The 19654-nt window shown below is 71.7% G+C and carries 18 protein-coding genes and 1 riboswitch; of the genes, 5 read left to right on the top strand and 13 right to left on the bottom strand.

Going from position 1 to position 19654, the window contains the following annotated elements; translation table 11 throughout:
* Window positions 1-347 (bottom strand): cbb3-type cytochrome c oxidase subunit I (locus ACIA8X_RS35485; RefSeq protein WP_399460016.1); only part of this gene is annotated, 347 nt, incomplete at its 3' end.
* Window positions 348-452: 105 nt separating this feature from the next.
* Here ACIA8X_RS35485 and ACIA8X_RS35480 point away from each other — a divergent pair.
* Together ACIA8X_RS35480 and ACIA8X_RS35475 are read left to right on the top strand one after the other, a co-directional pair.
* A complete protein-coding gene (locus ACIA8X_RS35480) occupies window positions 453-986 on the top strand; it encodes an RNA polymerase sigma factor (protein WP_393446830.1) in 534 nt (177 codons plus the stop codon).
* Entirely contained in the window at window positions 979-1935 is a 957-nt protein-coding gene (locus tag ACIA8X_RS35475) for a CU044_5270 family protein (protein ID WP_399460015.1), read from the top strand. Before ACIA8X_RS35480 ends, ACIA8X_RS35475 begins: the two co-directional genes overlap by 8 nt.
* Here the strand turns inward: ACIA8X_RS35475 and ACIA8X_RS35470 are convergent, their stop codons facing one another.
* Window positions 1936-2784 (bottom strand): bifunctional 5,10-methylenetetrahydrofolate dehydrogenase/5,10-methenyltetrahydrofolate cyclohydrolase, encoded by an 849-nt coding sequence (locus ACIA8X_RS35470; protein WP_399460014.1) that lies wholly within the window; start codon window positions 2782-2784, stop codon window positions 1936-1938.
* Window positions 2785-2807: 23 nt separating this feature from the next.
* Window positions 2808-2891: riboswitch (ZMP/ZTP riboswitch) on the bottom strand.
* Between the two features lie 285 nt (window positions 2892-3176).
* On the opposite strand from ACIA8X_RS35470, the gene ACIA8X_RS35465 reads away from it, so the two are divergent.
* The gene (locus tag ACIA8X_RS35465) at window positions 3177-4364 is read left to right on the top strand and encodes an alanine--tRNA ligase-related protein (protein ID WP_399460013.1); all 1188 of its coding nucleotides are present in this window, start codon (window positions 3177-3179) and stop codon (window positions 4362-4364) included.
* Window positions 4365-4441: 77 nt separating this feature from the next.
* Here the strand turns inward: ACIA8X_RS35465 and ACIA8X_RS35460 are convergent, their stop codons facing one another.
* Window positions 4442-4807: a nuclear transport factor 2 family protein gene (locus ACIA8X_RS35460; RefSeq protein WP_393446822.1), complete on the bottom strand. Its 366-nt coding sequence runs from the start codon at window positions 4805-4807 to the stop codon at window positions 4442-4444.
* 170 nt (window positions 4808-4977) lie between these two features.
* Here ACIA8X_RS35460 and ACIA8X_RS35455 point away from each other — a divergent pair, with 170 nt between their 5' ends.
* Entirely contained in the window at window positions 4978-5238 is a 261-nt protein-coding gene (locus ACIA8X_RS35455) for a hypothetical protein (protein WP_393446820.1), read from the top strand.
* A 245-nt stretch (window positions 5239-5483) separates the two neighbouring features.
* Here the strand turns inward: ACIA8X_RS35455 and ACIA8X_RS35450 are convergent, their stop codons facing one another.
* The 9 genes from ACIA8X_RS35450 to ACIA8X_RS35410 all read right to left on the bottom strand — a co-directional run bounded on the left by ACIA8X_RS35450 (window position 5484) and on the right by ACIA8X_RS35410 (window position 16844).
* On the bottom strand, window positions 5484-6695 hold the full coding sequence (locus ACIA8X_RS35450; RefSeq protein ID WP_399460012.1) for a type III PLP-dependent enzyme: 1212 nt from the start codon (window positions 6693-6695) through the stop codon (window positions 5484-5486).
* On the bottom strand, window positions 6692-8497 hold the full coding sequence (locus ACIA8X_RS35445) for an IucA/IucC family protein (protein WP_399460011.1): 1806 nt from the start codon (window positions 8495-8497) through the stop codon (window positions 6692-6694). The genes ACIA8X_RS35450 and ACIA8X_RS35445 overlap by 4 nt, the downstream gene beginning before the upstream one ends.
* Window positions 8497-9705, bottom strand: coding sequence for an MFS transporter (locus ACIA8X_RS35440; RefSeq protein ID WP_399460010.1), 1209 nt, complete (start codon window positions 9703-9705; stop codon window positions 8497-8499). Before ACIA8X_RS35440 ends, ACIA8X_RS35445 begins: the two co-directional genes overlap by 1 nt.
* Window positions 9702-11411, bottom strand: coding sequence for an IucA/IucC family protein (locus ACIA8X_RS35435; RefSeq protein ID WP_393446812.1), 1710 nt, complete (start codon window positions 11409-11411; stop codon window positions 9702-9704). The genes ACIA8X_RS35440 and ACIA8X_RS35435 overlap by 4 nt, the downstream gene beginning before the upstream one ends.
* Window positions 11408-12583: an acetyl-CoA carboxylase biotin carboxylase subunit family protein gene (locus ACIA8X_RS35430; protein ID WP_399460009.1), complete on the bottom strand. Its 1176-nt coding sequence runs from the start codon at window positions 12581-12583 to the stop codon at window positions 11408-11410. The genes ACIA8X_RS35435 and ACIA8X_RS35430 overlap by 4 nt, the downstream gene beginning before the upstream one ends.
* Before the next feature lie 100 nt (window positions 12584-12683).
* Complete coding sequence (locus ACIA8X_RS35425; RefSeq protein WP_393446808.1) at window positions 12684-13700, bottom strand: ABC transporter substrate-binding protein; 1017 nt, start codon at window positions 13698-13700, stop codon at window positions 12684-12686.
* Window positions 13701-13729: 29 nt separating this feature from the next.
* On the bottom strand, window positions 13730-14548 hold the full coding sequence (locus tag ACIA8X_RS35420) for an ABC transporter ATP-binding protein (protein ID WP_399460008.1): 819 nt from the start codon (window positions 14546-14548) through the stop codon (window positions 13730-13732).
* 221 nt (window positions 14549-14769) lie between these two features.
* Complete coding sequence (locus ACIA8X_RS35415) at window positions 14770-15819, bottom strand: FecCD family ABC transporter permease (RefSeq protein WP_399460007.1); 1050 nt, start codon at window positions 15817-15819, stop codon at window positions 14770-14772.
* On the bottom strand, window positions 15816-16844 hold the full coding sequence (locus ACIA8X_RS35410; RefSeq protein WP_399460006.1) for a FecCD family ABC transporter permease: 1029 nt from the start codon (window positions 16842-16844) through the stop codon (window positions 15816-15818). Before ACIA8X_RS35410 ends, ACIA8X_RS35415 begins: the two co-directional genes overlap by 4 nt.
* A 173-nt stretch (window positions 16845-17017) precedes the next feature.
* Between ACIA8X_RS35410 and ACIA8X_RS35405 the strand changes: the two genes are divergently transcribed.
* Window positions 17018-17863, top strand: coding sequence for a (2Fe-2S)-binding protein (locus tag ACIA8X_RS35405; RefSeq protein ID WP_399460005.1), 846 nt, complete (start codon window positions 17018-17020; stop codon window positions 17861-17863).
* Window positions 17864-17888: 25 nt separating this feature from the next.
* Here the strand turns inward: ACIA8X_RS35405 and ACIA8X_RS35400 are convergent, their stop codons facing one another.
* The gene (locus ACIA8X_RS35400) at window positions 17889-19643 is read right to left on the bottom strand and encodes an ABC transporter ATP-binding protein (protein ID WP_393446798.1); all 1755 of its coding nucleotides are present in this window, start codon (window positions 19641-19643) and stop codon (window positions 17889-17891) included.
* Window positions 19644-19654: the final 11 nt, after the last annotated feature.

The raw sequence follows: 19654 nt of genomic DNA, 5'->3' as shown, positions 1-19654 counted from the left end.
ATGAGCGAGCCGAACAGGTACAGCCAGTAGGCGAACATGTTCAGCCGCGGGAACGCCACGTCCGGCGCGCCGATCTGCAGCGGCATGATCCAGTTGGCGAAGCCGGCGAACAGCGGCGTCGCGAACATCAGCAGCATGATCGTGCCGTGCATCGTGAACGCCTGGTTGAACTGCTCGTTCGACATGATCTGCAGACCAGGCCGGGCCAGCTCGGCGCGCATGAACAGCGCCATCACCCCGCCGATGCAGAAGAACGCGAACGACGTGACCAGATAGAGCGTGCCGATCGTCTTGTGATCCGTGGTGGTCAGCCACTGGACCGCCTTGATGTCATTGATCCTCTTCACGCCCCGCCTGTGTCCGCGCGGCGTGAGGACGTCACACTCTGAGGAGGCGACAAGAATCACGGAAACGGGTGTGACGATCCGGCGAGTGCCGGACACGAACGGAACATGAGCAACGACGAGATCTTCGCCGCTGCCTATCGCGAGCACTACTGGGCGGTCAGCCGCTATGTCGCGCGGCGACTGGACGGGCGTACGAGTGAGGTCGAGGAAGTGGTGGCGGAGGTGTTCACCGTCGCCTGGCGGCGCCGGGACGACCTCCCGGCCACCCCGCTGCCCTGGCTGTACGGCGTGGCACGCAACTGCCTGGCGAACGCGGTACGCGGCTTCGGGCGCCGCCGGCGTCTTGTCGACCGAATGGGCAACGACGACGCCGCGCACGGCCGGCACATCGTGGACAGCCCGGACGCGGAGGCGCCGGGCGCGTGGGTGCACGAGGCACTGTCCCGGCTGCCCCCGGCCGACCAGGAGGTACTGCGGCTGACGGCGTGGGAGGAACTCGGCGTCGAGGAACTGGCCGTCGCCCTCGGCTGCGGCAGACGGGCCGCGTCGATGCGGCTGCACCGCGCCCGGCGCCGACTGAGAGCCGAGATCGACCGAGTGTGCCCCGCGACCGCGCCGAAGGAACGAAACCATGGCTGACGAACTCGAACTGCTGCGCCGAGCCAACCCGGTACCGGTCGACGGACCCCACTTCGGCGAGGGCCCTTTGGACCACCACGCCGAGCGCCACCTCAACCGGCTGATGCGGCAGCCGACGTCGCGCCGCCCGCGGCTGGCCTGGGGCCTGGCCGCCACGGCCGTCGTAGGCGCGCTCGTGTCGGCTCTGCTGTTCACCGGCCAGACGACCGCCCCGGCGGTGGCCGCACCCCGCCCGCTGCTCGTGCAGGCCGACTCCACCCCCGTATCCCTGAAAACCCTGGCCGAGCGGGCACAGGCGGCCGCGGCCGACGGTTCGCCGAAGCTGCGCAAGGGCACGCACGTGCAGTCGTGGAGCATCGGTATGAGCGACAACAAGCCGCCGATCACGCTTCCCGAGGAGCGCATCGTGCGCTGGAACGCCGACGACAGCCATACCGAGATCGTCGTGGCGACCGACCCGCGCCACCCCGGCCGGCCCGTCCTCGGCGAGGAAGGGAAACTCGTCGAGGACGGCCATGTCCTCAGCGAGCAGACCTACCCGCCCAGTTGGAGCGACGCCCCGCCGCAGTCGCCGCCTCCGACCGACGTCGCCCACCTGCGCGCCTACCTGCAGGAGGCCGCGTACAGCAAGACCCCGCTGAACACCCGCGAACTCCTCGACGCCGTCGCGTCGCTGCTCGGCACCTGGACCCTCGGCGCCCGCGAGTCGGCGACGGTGGCGCGGCTCCTCGCGGAGACGGAGGGGCTCCGGCCGCTCGGGCAGGTCACGGACCGGCTCGGACGGCGTGGACTGGCGTACGTGTACGACCTGTCCGCCACCCGCGAGATGCTGATCATGGACCCGGCCACCGGCGCCGTACTCGGGCTGGAGACCACCTTCACGAAGGCGGACCCGAAGTACGGCGTCAAGGCCGGCGACGTGATGTCGTACAGCGCCTGGATGCGCTGATCACACCCCGAGCTGCCGGGTGGCGGCGTCCACGGTCTGCTCCAGCAGCGTGGCGATCGTCATCGGACCGACACCGCCCGGCACCGGCGTGATGAGGGAGGCCCGCTCGACGGCGGAGTCGAAGTCGACGTCGCCGACGTTCCCGGGGTTGTACCCGGCGTCGATCACCACGGCGCCGGGCTTGAGGTCCTGCCCCTTGATCAGCCTGGGCCGCCCGACGGCCGCGACGACGATGTCCGCCTCGCGGACGGCCGCCGACAGATCCGTCGTACGGGAGTGGCAGTACGTCACCGTCGCGTCGCGCGCGAGCAGCAGCATGCCCGCCGGCTTGCCGAGGATCGCGCTGCGGCCGACGACCACGGCACGGCTGCCGGCCGGGTCGACGCCGTACTCGTCGAGCAGCCGCATGATCCCGCCGGGCGTGCAGGACACGAATCCCGGCAGCCCGAAGCTCATCGTGGCGAACGAGGCGAAGGTGACCCCGTCGACGTCCTTCTCCGGCGCGATCGCCTCGAACGCGGCCCGCTCGTCGATGTGCGGGCCCATCGGGTGCTGGAGCAGGATGCCGTGTACACCGGGATCGGCCGACAAGTCACGCAGGGTGCAGACGAGTTGCCCGGTGGTGGTGTCGGCGGGCAGCGGCACATGGCGGGACGTGATCCCGGCCTTGCGGCACCGGTTCTGCTTCATACGGACGTACGTGACGGACGCGGGATCCTCGCCGACCAGTACGGTCGCGAGGCAGGGCGCGGTGCCGGTGCGTTCGGTGAGGTCGGCGGCGCGTTTGGTGGTCTCCTCGACGATGCGCCGGGCGAGCGCGGTGCCGTCCATGAGCCGGGCCTGAGTCATGATCCACTCCTGGGCTGGGGTGTCCGGTTCGCCCAGGCGCACGGCATCGACTCTGCGAGGCCGCTCCCCGGTGGTGCTCCACCTCAGCGCCAGTCACGGCCCACGGCCACCTTAACGGAGGTTGTTCGAGTCGACGGAGACGGTTCGGGGCTCGGGGCTCGGGGCCGGAGAAAACCGGGCGACGGTTCGGACGCCCACTGTTACCGTCGATTCCATGAAGGGCATCGGGCATACCCACACCGCAGCCGCGCGAGCGACCAGCTCCCCGGCTGCCGACGCCTGATCCCACTCCTCCCGGCGGCCGGAAACGGACCGTCGGTGTACGCCTTCCCCTTCATGGCCGAAGCTGTTCCGCGGTTCTTTCCGGTCCCCACGACCCGAAGGAATCCGCGATGACCACTCCGCCGAGCACCGATCACATCGTCCGCACCTTCACCGACTTCTTCCGCGAACGCGGACACGAGCTGATCACCGGCAGCACCCTGCTGCCGCTGCCGACCGACCCGGTGCTGTTCACCACCTCGGGCATGCACCCGCTCACCCCCTACCTGGAAGGCCGCCGCCCGCATCCACAGGGACGGCGGCTGGTCAACGTCCAGCGCTGTCTGCGCACCAGTGACCTCGACGAGGTCGGTGACCCGACCCATCTGACGATGTTCGAGATGCTCGGTTCCTGGTCCTTGGGCGACTACGACCATTCACAGAGCCTGCGTTGGGGCTACGAGCTGCTGCGCGACGGCTTCGGTGTCCTGCCGGAGCGGATGTACGTCACTGTCTTCGGGGGAGGCGAGGAGGTCGGCCCGGACAGTGAATCGCTCGACACCTGGCGGGAGTTGGGGCTGCCCGTCGAGCCGACCCGGGACGAGAACTGGTGGTCCCACGGCCCCGTCGGCCTCTGCGGCCCCGATTCGGAGATCTTCCTGTGGACCGGTGACCCGGACACCCCACCGCAGGGCACCCCCACCGCCGACCCCAGGTGGGTCGAGGTCTGGAACCACGTCAGTATGCGCTACCGACGCCACGAGGACGGCAGCCTCCAGCCCCTCCAACAGCCCAGCGTCGACACGGGAATGGGTCTGGAGCGACTCGTGACGGTTCTGCAGGGCCACGACTCCGTGTACGACAGTGACCTGTTCGAGCCCTGGATGAGGCTGCTTCCGCCGCTGTGGAATCCGGACGGACCGTCCCCCCGACTCGTCTGTGACCACCTGCGGTCCGGGATCGTCGTCATCGGCGACGGCGTACGGCCCTCCAACACCGGACGCGGCTACGTCCTGCGCCGGCTGATCCGCCGTGCCCTCACCACGCTGTGGCGCGGCGACCCCTCGCGCACCCTTGTCGACCTGCCCGAGGAGGTCCTGAGTCACACGCTGGACCACTTCCGCCAGTCCTGCGGAACGGGTCCGGTGCGCGAGGTGCTGCTGGACGAGGAACGGCGGTTCGGCAGGCTCCTTGAGCGGGGGCGTCGGGTGCTCGGCAGGCCGGAGTTCGAGGGCCCGTTGAGCGACGACGACTACCACTACCTGCATGACACCCACGGACTCCCGCGCGACCTCGTCACGACGCTGAGGACTCCCTGACGATGAAGAAGGTCCAGGTCGGTCACCAGCCGACCTGGACCTTCGACCGCTCCCTTCCCGAACGTCTGGTGCTTCGGTTACTCGTCCCACGCCTCGATCAGGATCTGGCGGGATATCTTGCCGTCGCGCAGCGTGATCATCGACTCGGACAGGACACGCACCCCGTCCGCGTACTCGCAGGACTCGCTGTAGGCGGCACGGTCCCCCTGGATGACGCATCCCTCCAGCTTGTGCGTCATGTCGCGGCTGTAGACGTCGCCGAGCATCGCGGCGATCTCGTGACGGCCGTGCAGCACCTTGGGGTGGCTGGGCTGGGCGTTGCGGTTCACGACGCGCAGTTCCGCGTCGTCCGTGTACAGAGAAAGGAGAGTGTCCGGGGTCTGTCCTTCTATGCCCCGGCGCAGTGTGTCGGTGTCGAACGTGGGAAATGCGGCGGTGCCCATGGTGACCTCCTCCGAGGCCCGCGGCAGGATGAGGGACGACCGGGAGGGCCTCTTCTCCGAGACTCCTCCGCCCCGCCGGACTCGGCAAGCGCGCCCGGTGCGCTGGGCCTGACGGGTGAGCCCCGCGGGGCGGCCGTGTCCGGCGGCGGGCCGCCCGCGTTGCGCAAAGCATGATCTCAACACGACGTATCGCAGCCGCCGTTGGTCTGGCCGCCGGCATCACCGGGCTCGCCGCCCCGCTGGCGAACGCGCAGCCCGTGGACACCCGGAACGCCGGCACCCCGCTGAACCCGATCACCACGCTGGACTCGCTGGCCACGACCGGCATCCCCGCCCAGCACCAGCACCGCGTCCCGCGGGTCTCCCAGCAGCTGGGCCACCTCGACCGCATCGACGCCCTGAACCCGGCGCAGCTGGGGCACCTGCGCTAGGCGCTCCGCTGGCTGCGTCGATGTGCGGCTTCGCCGCGCGGCCGCGACAGGCAGTCGATCGGCTGCGGCGCCATCGTGGCTGGTCGCGCCCCGCGGCGGAGCCGCACATCGACACAGCCCCGCGCCCCTTGGGCGCGGCCGAACCGCAGTCGATTTCGCCAGAGGTGATTGGACCACCGACACACGAAAGGGCCGCCCGGATCGTGCCGGGCGGCCCTTCGTGTGTGCCGAGAGTGATGCGACCGTTACTCGGTGGTGTCGGTCGGCGCCGACAGGAAGTGGAAGCCCGGCCTGGGGTGCATCAGGAAGTCGTGGTGGGAGATGTTCCACGCATAGGCGCCCGCCAGTGAGAACAGCACCCGGTCGCCGGCCCGGAGCCCGGCCGCGGGCACCCGGCGGGCCAGCACGTCCTTCGGTGTGCACAGCTGACCGGCCAGCGTGACCCGGTCGCCGGCCGCCGCGGGCCGCGGCCAGGGGTGGGGCCAGGCGTCGACCGGTAGCACGGAACAGGGCTGGTCGTGGCCTTTTGTCGCCGGGGTCCGTAGATGGTGGGTGCCGCCCCGGACGACGGCGAACTCCTCGCCGTGGCTGTGCTTCACGTCCAGTACCTCGGTGGCGTACCAGCCGCAGTACGCCGTGAGCGCCCGGCCCGGCTCGATGCGCAGGGTCAGCCCCGGGTGCGCCTCGGTCAGCCGGGCCAGCCCTTCGCCGTACGCGGCCCAGTCGAAGCGGCGCTCCGGGTCGCCGTAGTCGACGTGCATGCCGCCGCCGACGTTCACCTCGGCGAGAGGGACGCCCAGGCCGGTGGCCCAGGCCACGATCGACTCGGCCACCGCGACCTGCTCGGCCGCCTCCAGACCGCTGGCCAAGTGGGCGTGAATGCCCCGTAGTTCGAGCTGGGGGTACGTCCCGTCCGTGAGGGCACGCACGATCTCGACGGCCTGCGCCGGGTCCGTCCCGAACGGCGTCGGACGACCCCCCATCGCCAGCGAGCTGCCCGCCAACGACCCGTCGGCCACCGGCAGGTTGACCCGCGGCAGCACCGCCACCCGCCGTCCCGGCGCGTACGCCCGCGCCAACTCGGCCAGCATGCGCAGCTCGTACGCGCTCTCCACGTGGAAGCGCTCGACTCCGGTCTCCAGCGCGGCCGTCACCTCGTCCGGCGTCTTGCCGGGACCGCCGAAGGCGAGCGGGCGGCCAGGCACCGCCTTGGCGACGTGGGCGAGTTCGCCGCCCGAGGAGACCTCGTACCCGTCGACGTACGGGGCCAGCGCGGTGAGGATCTCCGGTTCCGGGTTGGCCTTCGCGGCGTAGTACAGCTCGACCCGCTCGGGCAACGCGGCCCGAACGGTGGCGGCGTGGTCGTGCAAGGCCGCCAAGTCGTAGAGGTACACGGGGAGTTCGGTGGACTGCAAGGACAGGGCCCGGTCGCGGACCGCGGGTGTCGGCTCGGTCATCGGGTGCCCCCGGTCGTGTCACGCGGGGCGGTGGCCTTCGTCGCGTCGCCCAGGACGTCCTCGGCGAGCGGGGACGGCAACCGGACGTAGCCGGCCTCGCGGTCGGCCTTGCGCTCCCAGCGGGTGAGCAGGTTGGCCTTGGCGGGCAGCGGCACGCCGGCCAGCAGGGCCGCCATGCGCGGCGGGCAGCCGAACTTCTCGGCGTACGCGTCGAGCGTGCTCCGCACCCGTGCCCAGAGCGCGGCCTCCGCTCCCGGGTGCAGGTCGGCGAGGGCGGCGAGCAGCTCGGCGACATGGTTGACCAGCAGGCAGTAGATGACGCGGTCCCAGCCGCGCTGGGCGTCGTACGTCATCGGGCCCGCGACCTCGGGCGGCAGCGCGGCGAGGGTGTCCGCGTGGTGGTCGGGGACCAGCTTGGTGCCCTCCAGGTCGCGGAAGAGGACCTGGGCGGGCCTGCCGTCGTCGTCGACGCAGATCAGGACGTTCTGGAGGTGCGGTTCCAGGACCAGACCGTGGTCGAAGTACGCGGCGAGGACGGGCGGCAGGAGGAGGTCGAGGTACGCCGACCACCAGTCGAGGGCCGCCTGCTCGTCGGCGCCGTCGAGGAGCCGTGAGATGTGCGCGGCGCCGGTCGGGTACTCGTCGGCGACCGCGGCCGCCAGCAGGGGAGTGGTGCCCGGCGCGAGTCGCTGCGGCAGGCCCTCGCGGACGATGACGCCGAAGCCCTCGAACAGCGAGCGGTCCGGTGTCCCGTCCGGGCCGGGGAGGGCGAGGGTGCGGTAGGCGGGCTCGCGGAGGACCGCGCTGCCGGGGAAGCGGTCGGCCAGGTCGGCGAGGGCCGGTGCCAGGACACGGGTGAGGGCGACGGCTCCCGACAGCTCGTAACTGCTGTTCTTGCGCAGGCAGTTGGTGATCCGCACGTTCAGGCTGAACTTCAGGAAGCTCTCGCCGTCGTACAGGGTGCGCACGGACGCGGTGGCGGCGAAGGGCTGCCCGCCGGGGCCGAGGTCGACGACGTCCCCGCGGTCGAGGGCGGCGCGGAGCAACGGGTGCTCGCTCAGCGTCTCGTACTGCCAGGGATGGGCGGGCAGCAGGCGGTAGCCCTCCGGGACGTCCGTGCGCTGCCGGTCCAGCGGGGCGACGGCCGAGGCGTCGGCGTACTCCTCGGCGATCAGGTCGGCGCGCACGGCGAGGTGCCGCAGCGGGAAGGCGGCCCCGACCTCCGGGGCGTACGCGGACCAGGCGCGCGGATCGCCGGTGCGGGCCTTGGGTGTGGGGTGGAAGCGGTGGCCGAAGAGGAGGGACTGCTCGGAGGCCAGGTAGGCGGAGAGCCGGTCGTCCGAGGCGGTGGCCGAGGGGCCTCGCGTGATGGCCAGCGTGGTCGACACGGCCTCGTGGCTGGAGGCGATCTGCTCCAGGAACTCCTCGTTGCGCACACCCGTACGCAGTGACAGCTCGTCGTGCGTGTACTCGGCGAGACGCCGCCAGTCCACCTCACTCCAGTCGCCGCCCTGCTGTTCGCTCACCGGGCCGGTGAACCGGTGCGCCCCGAGCAGCGAGGTACGGCGCAGGGCGACCCGCAGCAGCACCCCGCGGCGGGGCAGGCGCAGCAGCAGACGGCCGTCGGTGACCACGGTCTGGTGCTCGGGGCCGGACACCTCGCGCAGCAGGCAGTTGAGGAGGGTGTGGGCCACCGCCTCGTCGGCGGTGGGCAGTTGGGCGCGGGAGACGGTGGTACCGCGCTGTACGAGCGAGGTCGAGAGCTTGGGGGCGCTGCCGAGCGAGTCGGTCAGGGAGGGCATCAGCTGCTCCGGCGGGTGCGGTGGTTCAGTGAGGGGAGGAGAGCGGGGAGAAGCGTGGCGAGGACGGTGACGGCGGCTGCGGCGCCGCCGATCAGCACGGGTGCGGCCGGTCCGAAGCGGGCACTGCCCGCCGCCGCGGCCAGACCGGCGGCGACCGCGCCGGCCTTGGAGAAGAACTCGAGCGCTCCGAACATGCCGCCCGGCGCACGGCCCTTGGCACAGTCGGCAGCCAGCACCGACAGGCACACGAGACCGAGGGTGAGCCCCGCGCCCAGCAGCAGTCGTACGGCGATGAGCGAGGTCAGCGAACCGGCGACCCCGTGCCCGGCGAGCCCGAGCGCGATACAGGCGAAGCCAAGCGCGATCCCGGCCTGCGGACGGTCCCGGAACGCGGCGTGCACCGCCAGCGCCGACACCAGATAGACGAGGTGGGGCAGGGCGAAGAGCACACCGGACAGTGCCGGTGAGGTCCCCGGTATTCGGTCGTCGACGAGCTGGATCAGGTAGGGGAAGGAGATGACCGTGGAGAAGACGAAGGCGAACTCCAGGGCGTACAGCCCCTTCAGCGAGACCAGCGGAGCCGTCCCGTCCACCGCCTCCGGCCTGCTCGGCGGCTGCTCGACGGGCTCCGGCTCGGGCAGCGCCGCGAGCAGCAGGGCGGCCGTCAGCGGCAGAACGGCGAGCAGCGCGTACTGCCGGTGCGGGGACAGCCAGCCCGACAGCGAACCGACCACGATCGGAGCGACGACCAGAGCCGCCCGCGCGCTGCCCTGCATCAGGGTGAGCGCCTTGGACAGTGCGGGGCCCTCCAGCGCGGCGCCCAGGTAGCCGTTGGACGCGGCGAACGTGCCGCCCAGGATTCCCTGCAGCACCAGCGCCACCGTGAAGGTCGCCATGGAGTCCGCCCAGCCCGCGAGCACGAAGGACACCGCGAGCCCCAACTGGGCGCGCAGCAGCAGCCGTTTACGCCCGAACCGGTCCGCGAGCCGCCCCCACAGCGGGGCGCCGAGCGCGCCGAACACGGTCGGCACGATGTAGAGCACGCCCGCCCAGCGGGCCTGGTGGTCGCCCAGCTCCGGCAGGATCTGGGTGAGATACGGCGGCAGTCCCAGCGCCGCGAACGACGCCACGAAGTAGCAGCCGGCCACCGCCTGCACATGTCCGCGCCCGAACCCGGACCGCGGCAGGCGCAGCGCCTGCGCGCTCATGCCGGACCACCGCCGGGCAGCAGGTAGTTGGGGCCGGTCGTGTAGTGCTTGTTGATGTCGGCGGCGCCCGAGCGCTCCTTGGACAGCAGCGTCCCGGCCGTCACCATCGCCTTCACCGGCAGCCACGGCGCGTCCAGGACGCGGGCGCGCAGGACGGCACCGGCGTCGCCGCCGAGCCGGTCCACGGCCTCCGTCAGTCGGGTGCGTACGAGACTCAGCAGAGCCTCGCGATGCTTGGGCAGCCCGAACGCGTAGGACCCCGCGCACAGATGGACCGTGATGGTCGCGAACACGTCGGCCACGGGCCCGTCGTCCGTAGCGAAGATCCGCGCGTCGTCGAAGTCCCAGGGCCCGGCGAGCACGCCGTCCAGGCGCTCGGCGTTGATACGCGGCCCGTCGTTGTCCTTGAACAGCAGCCGCAGCTCGCCGCCGGGCCGCAGCACCACGGAGATGTTCTGCTGGTGCGACTCCAGCGCGATGCCGTACCCGAACAGCGTGGTCTGCCAGTCGAACAGCAGCGTCAGGAGGGCGTCCAGCAGGGCGAGCGGATCGCTGCCGTAGAACCGGTCGGCGAGATGCTCGACGACCAGCCGTCCGTCGACCGCCTCCGCGAGGAGGGCCGCCAACGGGACGACCGTCGAGTCGTCGAGCCCGGCCGGGTAGCGGCGGCACAGGACCGCCAGCAGCTCGTGCCCGGCATGTGCGTACGTCGTCTCGTCCGCGTGCAGGATGGTGTCCCGGAAGCGGGGCTCACGGGCGATCACCGCCTCCAGCAGCCGCTGCCCCACCGCACCGTCGACCAGGGTGCCGGGCTTGACGGTCCGTTTGTTGCGCAGGCCCAACGTGGCGGTGGCCAGGGGGAGTTTGAGGTGCAGGGACGGATCCGCGACCGTGGCGACGGTGCGCATCGACAGGGTCGGGACGACGTCGAGACGGGCACGGTCGGCGAGCACCGCGCCGTCCGGGAGGCGCGCGTCCGACAGGGCTTCGACGGTCAACGGGTGGACGGGCAGGGCGAGATGAGTGTCCTGCACCTCGGGCAGACCGAGCGTCGTCGGCGTGGGCCAGCTGTCGGGGAGTGTGCCGGTCAGGGAGACCGCCTCCCGGGGGAGGGCGATCCACCGCAGCGCGAATCGAGGGTGGAACTCCGGTGCGTACGCGCGTAGTTGCTCCTCGGTCAGCCCGGAGCGCCCGCGCGAGGTCGGGTAGACGGGATGGTCGAGGCGGGCGGCGAGCGTGTCGTACGCCAGACTTCCGCCGACTCCGATCCCCGGTTCGAGTAGCGCCAGCACCTCCGCCCGTGTCGCCGCATGCAACCGGGTCGTGGCCAGCGTCTGCCGGCACTCCTCGGCGAAGACGTCGAAGCCGCCCCGGTCGACGGGCTCGGCGAGTTCACGCAGCGCGCCGAGCACGGTGGCGTACGACGTCAGCTCGGCGCCGTCCGCTTCGCGCATCAGGAGCGGCAGCCGGGCTGCGTACGCGCACTGGTAGCCGTCCTCCTCGACGGGCAGCAACAGGGCGTCGCCCTCGGGTGTGGGCAGCCTCAGCCAGTCACCGTCCGGCCGGTGCAGGAGCGCGCTGCGCGTGCGCAGCCCGACCACGTCCTCGCGCAGCAGGGCGCTCAGTACGCGGGTGAGCAGTTCCGCCTCACAGGCGTCCGGCACGGTCTGGGCGGTCGCAGCGTTTACAGCGCTCACGGCGGTCACGGCTGGATCTCCCAGTGCCGGTCGGCCAGGAAGTCCGCCACCGCTCGGTCGACCGTCGGCTGGTCCGTGCCGGTGGCCCGGAGGACGCCGAGGTAGTCCCGGTTGGTCATGTACAGCTCGTGCCGCTCGCCCACCGAGCGCAGCGGGCGGTACGTCAGATGCACACCGTCGACGTCGAGGTCCGTGGCCTCGGGGGCGCCCACCAGGACACCGGCCCGGTCGGCGCACGGGTACTCAAGGCGGGCCGCGCCGTCGCGGCGGGCGCCGAGGTCGGCCGGGAGCGGCTCGCCGAGGTGGGTGCGCAGGATGTGCTCGAAGAGCGGGATGCCGAGCAGCCGGGCCAGCAGCAGATCGCACTGGTCGCCGATGGCCCGGTAGTTGACCTCGATGATCCGCGCCCGCCCCTCGTGCATCACGAACTCGGTGTGGCAGGCACCGAACCCGACGCCCAGCGCGTCCAGTTGCGTCAGGACCTGCGCGACGACCGGCTCGGGGTGGGCGGGGACGAAGGTGAGCCGTTCCTCGATGAAGTACGGCGGCGGTGACAGCTCGGTGTGGAAGCCGCCCAGCACATGGCGGACGTTCCCGTCGCCGAGGGTCTCCAGGGTGAACAGGTCGCCGGGGAGGTACTCCTCGACGACCAGGACCGTGCCCGGGCGGCGGGTGAGAATCGCCTTGGTGTGCGCCACCAACTCCTGCGGGCTGTGCGCGAGGACGACGTCCTCGCTGGCCACGCCCTCGCGCGGCTTGACCACACACGGGTACGGCGCGTCGTCGGGAGCGACCGGTTCGGTCAGCCCCACCGACCGGACCGTGTCCACGCCGGCCGCGGCGAGGCGGCGGCGCATCTCGGCCTTGTCCTTGCAGCGCAGGGTGGCCCGCCAGTCCTTGCCGGGGAGGTCGAAGTAGGCGGCGGCCAGGGCGGCCTGGGTCTGGAGGTGGTCGCTGTTGGTGAAGACGGCATCGGGGCGGTGATGCGTGGAGATCCGGGTGATCACGGCCCGGTGGTCACGGACGTCGCACTCCAGGACCTCGATCTCCGGGTAGGTGCGACGGTGGGCGTCGGGCTGGTCGGTGAGGACGGTGACGTCCAGACCGAGGCGGGCGGCGGCGGGCAGGAAGCCCTCGGTGACGGAGTCGGTCGGGTTGAGGGCGAGCAGGTACACGCGCATGGCTGAGCAGACAACTTCCGCTAGCGGGTGGGGGGTTGGGGCGGGCCGTGGCTTCGAAGAGGCGCGACCCGCCCCGGAGGAACAGCGGCAGTTACTTCGCCTACTTCGCCGGGAGCTCCACGCCGGTGGCCTTCGCCACGTCCTTGAGCATCTCCTCGGCGGCCTGGACGCCGATGCCGGACATCCAGGTCTCGTCCGGGACCTCGAAGACCTTGCCGTCCTTCACGGCCGGGAGGCTCTTCCACACCGGGTTGGAGACGACCTGCGCCTTCTGCGTCTTGTCCTCGGCGTCGGCGGCGGTGACGAAGATCAGGTCGGCGTCGGCCTGGTCGATCTGCTCGGGGCTGACGTCCTTCATGGTGACCTCGGGGTCGTTCGAGATCTGCGTCTTCGGCCGCTGGAGGCCGATGTCGTTCAGGACGACGCCGCTGTAGGAGTTGGACTGGTACAGACGGGTCGGACCGGCGATGAAGCGGACCACGGACGCGGTCGGCATGGTGCCGCCGTCCTTCTTCTTGATGGCCGCACCGAGCGCCTTGGCCTGCGTCTCGTACTCCTTCAGCTTGGCCGCGGCCTCCTTCTCCAGGCCCAGCGCCTCGGCGTGGACCTTGAGGTTCTCCTTCCAGACACCGCCGGTGGTCTCGGTGAACACGGTCGGGGCGATCGCGCTGAGCTTGTCGTAGACCTGCTCGTGGCGGACCTTGGAGGACAGGATCAGATCGGGCTTGAGAGAGGCGATCTTCTCCAGGTTCGGCTCCAGGAGCGGACCGACGTCCACGGTGTCCTTCAACTCGCCGTCCAGGTACGTCGGGAATCCGCCCTCGGTCTTGAAGTGCGGGGCGACCGCGCCGACCGGGTCGATGCCGAGCAGGGTGACGTCGTCCAGCTCACCGGTGTCGAGGACGACGACCCGCTTCGGCTGCGACGGGATCTTCACGTCGCCCATCACGGTCTTGAGGGTGCGGGGGAAGGCGGCCGACGAGGCGCCGGAGGCCTTGGCCGTGTCGGCCTCGTCGGAGGAGTCGCCGCTGCCGCAGGCGGCCAGCACGGCCGTACCGAGCAGGACGGAGAGCAGCACGGCGAGGAGCCGGCCGATTCCGCGCAGGGGAGAGCGCATGAGTATGGGGACTTTCTGTTAGTGGTTGATCAGCCGGACACGGCGGAGTGCCGCACCACGCTGCTCTTGGGAACGACCAGCGGGGTGCCGGTCTCGGGGTCGGGGATCACCCGGCAGTCCACCTCGAACACGGACTTGACCAGCTCCGCGTCGAGGACGTCGGCCGGGGCGCCGGCGGCGGCGAGGCGGCCGTCCTTGAGGACCACCATGTGGTCCGCGTAGCGGGCGGCCTGTCCGAGGTCGTGCAGCACCATCACCACGGTGCGGCCCGCCTCGGCGTGCAGGGCGGCGACCAGGTCGAGGACGTCCAGCTGGTGCCTGAGATCGAGGAAGGTGGTGGGTTCGTCGAGCAGCAGCAACTCGGTGTCCTGCGCCAGCGCCAGCGCGATCCAGGCCCGTTGCCGCTGACCGCCGGAGAGCCGGTCCACGGGGTGGTCGCGCAGAGCCGCGGTGCCGGTGCGCTCCAGGGCCTCCTCGACGGCCTTCTGGTCGGCGGCCGACCAGGGGCTCAGCAGCCGCTGATGCGGGTACCGGCCGAGACGGACGAGCGCTTCGACGGTGATGGCCTCAGGGGTGACCGGCTGCTGCGGCAGCAGACCCATGCGCAGGGCCAGCGTCCGCGCGGACATCCGGTGGATGTCGGAGCCGTCGAGCGTGACGGTGCCGGCGGCAGGGGCGAGCAGCCGGCTCAGGCCCCGCAACAGGGTCGACTTCCCACAGGCGTTGGGGCCCACGATGGCCGTGACGGCACTGCCGGGCAGCGTCAGATCGAGTCCGCCGACCACGAGCCGGTCGCCGTAGCGCAGGTCGAGGCGCTGGGTGGAGAGTTGGTTGGCGGTGGCGGGCATCTGCGGCTCCTGAAGGCCGGTGGAGTGTACTTGCGGGGCGTCGAGGAGGGCGGGCGAAACGCGGTGCGGTTCGGCAGTGCCCCGAAGGGGCGCGGGACTGTGTGGAACATGCGGCTCCCGCCGCGCGGGCGCGACCAGCCACGACGGTGCCGCAGACGAACGACGGCACATCGCGGCCCAGCGGCGGAGCCGCATATCGACACGGCCGGCGGAGCGCCTCGTCATCCGTGGCTCCTCTGGACAGGCGAGCTCTGACGCAGCATCAGCACCAGCAGCCAGGGCGCTCCGAGCGTCGCGGTGACCGCGCCGACCGGCAGGCCCTCGATCGGCAGCAGGTGCTGGACGACCAGGTCGGAGGCGAGCAGCAGGACGGCACCGGTGAGTCCGGCGAGGCCCAGGGACGCGGCGGTCGGCGGCCCGGTGACGAACCGCACGATGTGTGGCACGGCGAGTGCCACGAACGTCACCGGACCGGCCAGTGCGGCGGCCAGCGACGCCAACACGACGGCGACGACGAGCAGTTGGAGCCGTGCGCGGGAGGTACGCAGACCGAGCGCGCCCGCCGAGTCGTCCCCGAGGTCGAGCACGGCCAACTGACGGTTCATCACCAGTGCGGCGGCGAGCACTAGCACCATGGCGCCGCCCGCACCCCACACCTCCGCCCAGGTCCGTCCGTACACCGAGCCGGTGATCCACTGGAGCGCGGAGCCGGCGAGCTCGGCCGGGAAGCGCACGATCATCAGGTTCACCGCGGCGGCGAGAGCGGCCTGCACGGCGAGCCCGGTGAGCACCAGCCGGGTGACAGCGAGGCCCGAGCCCCAGGCGAACACGCCCAGCAGCAGCGCCGCGAGCAGCCCGCCGCCGAGGGCACCGACCGGGACCAGCGACTGCGACGCCCCGGCGGCGATCAACGCCACCGCGCCCAGCGACGCGCCGCCCGTGATGCCCATGACGTCCGGGGAGGCCAGCGGATTGCGGAACAGCCGCTGCAGCACACAGCCCGCCGCGCCAAGCCCGGCACCGGCGACGATCGCCGCCACCGACCGCGGCGCCCGGAACTGCTGCACCACCAGCACGTCCCCGGGATCCCCGAGGCCGATCAGCGCGCGCAGGGCGGTACCGGCGGGCATCGGGATCTCACCCGTCGTCAGGGAGACGGTGAGCAGGGCGAAGAGGGCGAGGAGACCGGCGACGGCGAACACCAGCACGCGGCGGCGGACCCGGGCACGGGCCGTGGACTTCGGCCGGAAGGCGACGGTCGTGGCGTTCATCGGGCCACCCTTCGCGCCAGCAGCGCCAGCAGCGGTGCGCCGAGGAACGCGGTGACGATGCCGACCTCCAACTCCGAGGGACGGATGACCATCCGGCCGAGCACATCGGCCGCGAGGAGCAGCAGCGGACCCGCGATCAGGCAGCCGGGCACCAGCAGCCGGTGGTCGCCGCCCAGCAGCGGCCGTACGAGATGGGGTGCGGCGAGCCCGATGAAGGCGACCGGACCGGCCACCGCCACCGCCGACCCGGCGAGCAGCACGACCGCGATGCCGCCGGCCAGCCGGATCCGGGCCACCGGAACACCGAGCGCCTGGGCCGAATCGTCGCCCAGGGCAAGGGCGTTGAGTGCGGGGGAGACGGCCAGTGCGACCACCAGGCCGAGCAGCAGGGTCGGCAGCACCGGCCACAGCACGTCGAGCGTGCGGCCGGAGAGCGACCCGGCCAGCCAGAAGCGGGCCTCGTCCAGGGTGCGCTGGTTCATCAGCATCACCGCCGACGTCCAGGACAGCAGCACCAGTTGGAGAACGGTGCCGCCCAACGTCAGTCGTACGGCGTCGATGTCCCCGGCGCGCCGGGCCAGGGCCTGTGCGAACAGGGCGGCGCCGGCGGCCCCCGCGAAAGCGAACCACACGTACTGGGCGGGGCTGTTGAGCTTCAGCGCGAAGATGGCGACGACGACCGCGAACCCCGCTCCCGCGTTGATGCCGAGCGTCGTCGGCGAGGCGAGCGGATTGCGGGTGATGCCCTGCGCGACGGCCCCGGCGACCCCGAGCGCGGCCCCGACCGCCAGGCCGATGACCGTACGCGGCAGCCGCAGCCCGGTCACCACGAGCGCGTCCCGCCCGTGGGCGTCGCCGAACAGGGCGTCGGCCACCGTGGACAAGGGCACCGAACGGGCGCCGAGGGCGAGGCTGAGGGCGGTGCAGAGGGCGAGGGCGGTGATGCCGATGAGGAAGAGCGGAATGTGCCTCAGGGCACGGAAGGGCACACCTGTGGGGGGTGCGCCCTGTTGGGTCGCAGTCACAAGCCGTGAGATTAGGTTAGCCTTGCTTTAGATTTCAACTGCTGTGTGATCTCTGTGATCTTCGCAATAGGAGGTCGGGTTTGGGGTCCGATCATGTCGTTGTCCAGCGACGATATGTGTAAGGTAAGCCTTACCTGACCGGCTTTCGCAAATTCCCTGCTCTGGAGCGGCCGATGTCTCTGGCCCTGAAGACCCCGCCGACCGGCACCGTGGCGCGCACGCTCGGTGATGCCCATCGCCGACTGGCCGACCTCTGCGAAGTGCTGGCCGTGCGGGTCGCGGAGCCGGGTACGGACGTCGGCCGGGCGGGTGTGACAGCGGCCGAGTTGGCATCCGATCCGGCTGTCCTCGAAGCGTTCGTCGACGCCGAGGCGGCCCGCATCCAGGATCGCTACTCGGTCGCCCCGCGCCGTGACGTGGCCGCCTCGCGGGCCCTGCACGACTACGCGTGGTCGGTCGCCCTGCTCATGAGCGGACCCTGGTACCTGGAGCGGCGGGTGCCGCGCATCCGGCCCGAGGATCTACGGCTGGACCTCGCCTCCGCCATGTTCACCCTCACCCCCGGGACCGACTTCGCCTGCCTCCCCGACGACTCGGCGGCCGAACTGCCCGGCGCGCTGACGGTCCCTCACGAGGAGGCGCTGCGCACGGAGTTGAGGAGGGCGGTCGCCGACCACATGGCGCCGCTCCTGGCCGCCATCGGCCCTCTCGTACGGCGGGGCCCGCGCGCCCTGTGGGGCATGGTCGCCGACGACCTCGTCTCCGGCATCTGGTACCTGGGCCGGATCCTCGGCCGCGAGGGCGACGCCGTACGGGCGGCCACCGAACTGCTGCCGAGCGGCGTCGCCCCGTACCCCGGCGGCGCCGACTTCCGCTACCTGACCACCCGTGACGGACAACGGCACCCGACCCGCACCCGCGCGGGCTGCTGCATGTACTACACGATCCGCCCGGACGAGGCCTGCGCCACCTGCCCCCGCACCTGCGACGCGGAGCGGCTGCGCAGGCTGGAGGGCTGAGCCGCCCTCCGTACGGGAGCTGACGTCACCCGGCGGTCGCCAGGAACTGCGTCGCCGCCAGCTCCGCGTAGAGCGGGTCCTGCGCGACGAGTTCGCGATGCGTGCCCACCGCGCGCACCCGGCCCGCGTCCATCACCACGATCCGGTCGGCCATCGTCACCGTCGACAGCCGGTGCGCGACGACCAGCACCGTGGTCGTACGGGCGACATCGGCGACGGTGTCGCGCAGCGCCGCCTCGTTCACCGCGTCCAGCTGCGACGTCGCCTCGTCGAGCAGCAGCAGCCGGGGGCGGCGCAGCAGGGCGCGGGCGATGGCGACGCGCTGCCGCTCCCCGCCGGACAGCTTGGTGCCGCGGTGTCCGACGAGCGTGTCGATACCGCCGGGCAGCCGGGCGACCAGGCCGTCGAGCCGGGTCGTCTTCAGCACGCGCGTGAGGGCGTCGTCGTCCGCGTCGGGGTTGCCGAGGAGCAGGTTGTCCCGCAGCGAACCCGACAGGACCGGGGCGTCCTGCTCCACATAGCCGATGGCGGACCGCAGTCGGGACAGCTCCCAGTCCGCCAGATCCCGCCCGTCGACGGTGATGGTCCCGGCCTCGGGGTCGTAGAACCGCTCGATGAGCGAGAAGACGGTGGTCTTGCCCGCGCCGGACGGGCCGACGAACGCCGTCATGCCCTGCGCGGGCACCGCGAACGTCACCCCGTGGTGGACGTACGGCAGATCGTCGGCGTAGCGGAAGCGGACGTCCTCGAAGGCCAGCGCCGCGGGCTCCACCCCGGGGGCGGGCAACGGCGCGGGCTCGGCGACCGGTTCGGCGGGCAGCCGCAGCGCCTCCTGGATCCGGGCGAGCGCCGCCGAACCCGTCTGGTACTGCGTGATCGCGCCGACGACCTGCTGGATCGGCGACATCAGATAGAAGACGTACAGCAGAAAGGCGACCAGCGTGCCGACGTCCGTCGCCCCGGTCGCCACCCGCGCCCCGCCCACGGCGAGCACCGTGATGAACGCGATCTGCATGGCGAGCCCGGCCGTGTTGCCGGCCGCGGCCGACCACTTGGCGGCCCGCACGCTCTGCCGCCACGACTCCTCGGCGGCCTCGTGCAGGGTCCGTTCCTCCCGGTGCTCGGCCCCGGACGCCTTCACCGTGCGCAGCGCGCCGAGTATCCGCTCCAGCGAGGCCCCCATCACGCCGACCGCGTCCTGCGCCTGCCGGCTGGCCCGGTTGATGCGCGGCACGATCACGCCGAGGATCGTGCCGGCGCCCAGGATCACGGCGAGTGTGACCAGCAGCAGCACCGGGTCCACCAGGCCCATCATCGCCACGGTCGCCACCAGCGTGAGCCCGCCCGTGCCGAGGCCGACGAGGGAGTCCGTGGTGACCTCGCGCAGCAGCGTCGTGTCCGAGGTGATGCGGGCCATCAGATCGCCCGGCTCACTGCGGTCCACGGCGGTGATGCGCAGCCGCAGCAGATACGACGACAGGGCGCGCCGCGCGCCGAGCACCACCGACTCGGCGGTGCGCCGCAGCACATACGAGCCCAGCGCGCCCACCGCGGCGTTGGCCACGACCAGCCCGGACATGATCACCAGCGCCCCGGTGATGGCCCGGTCGTGGGACAGGTCGTCGATCAACTCCCGCGCCACCAGCGGCAGGAGGAGCCCCGTGGCGCCCGTGACCAGCGACAGTACGGCTCCCGTCAGCAGGGCCCAGCGGTGCGGCCGTACATATCCGAGGAGCAGCCGCCACGTGGGCTGGTCGGTCGCTGTCCGGTCAGTGCTCACGGCGCTCCTTG

The sequence above is a fragment of the Streptomyces sp. NPDC051738 genome, assembly GCF_044453205.1.
Lineage (GTDB): Bacteria > Actinomycetota > Actinomycetes > Streptomycetales > Streptomycetaceae > Streptomyces.
The sequence above is the reverse complement of the archived record's forward strand: the minus strand, read 5'-3'. Positions and strand labels throughout refer to the sequence as shown.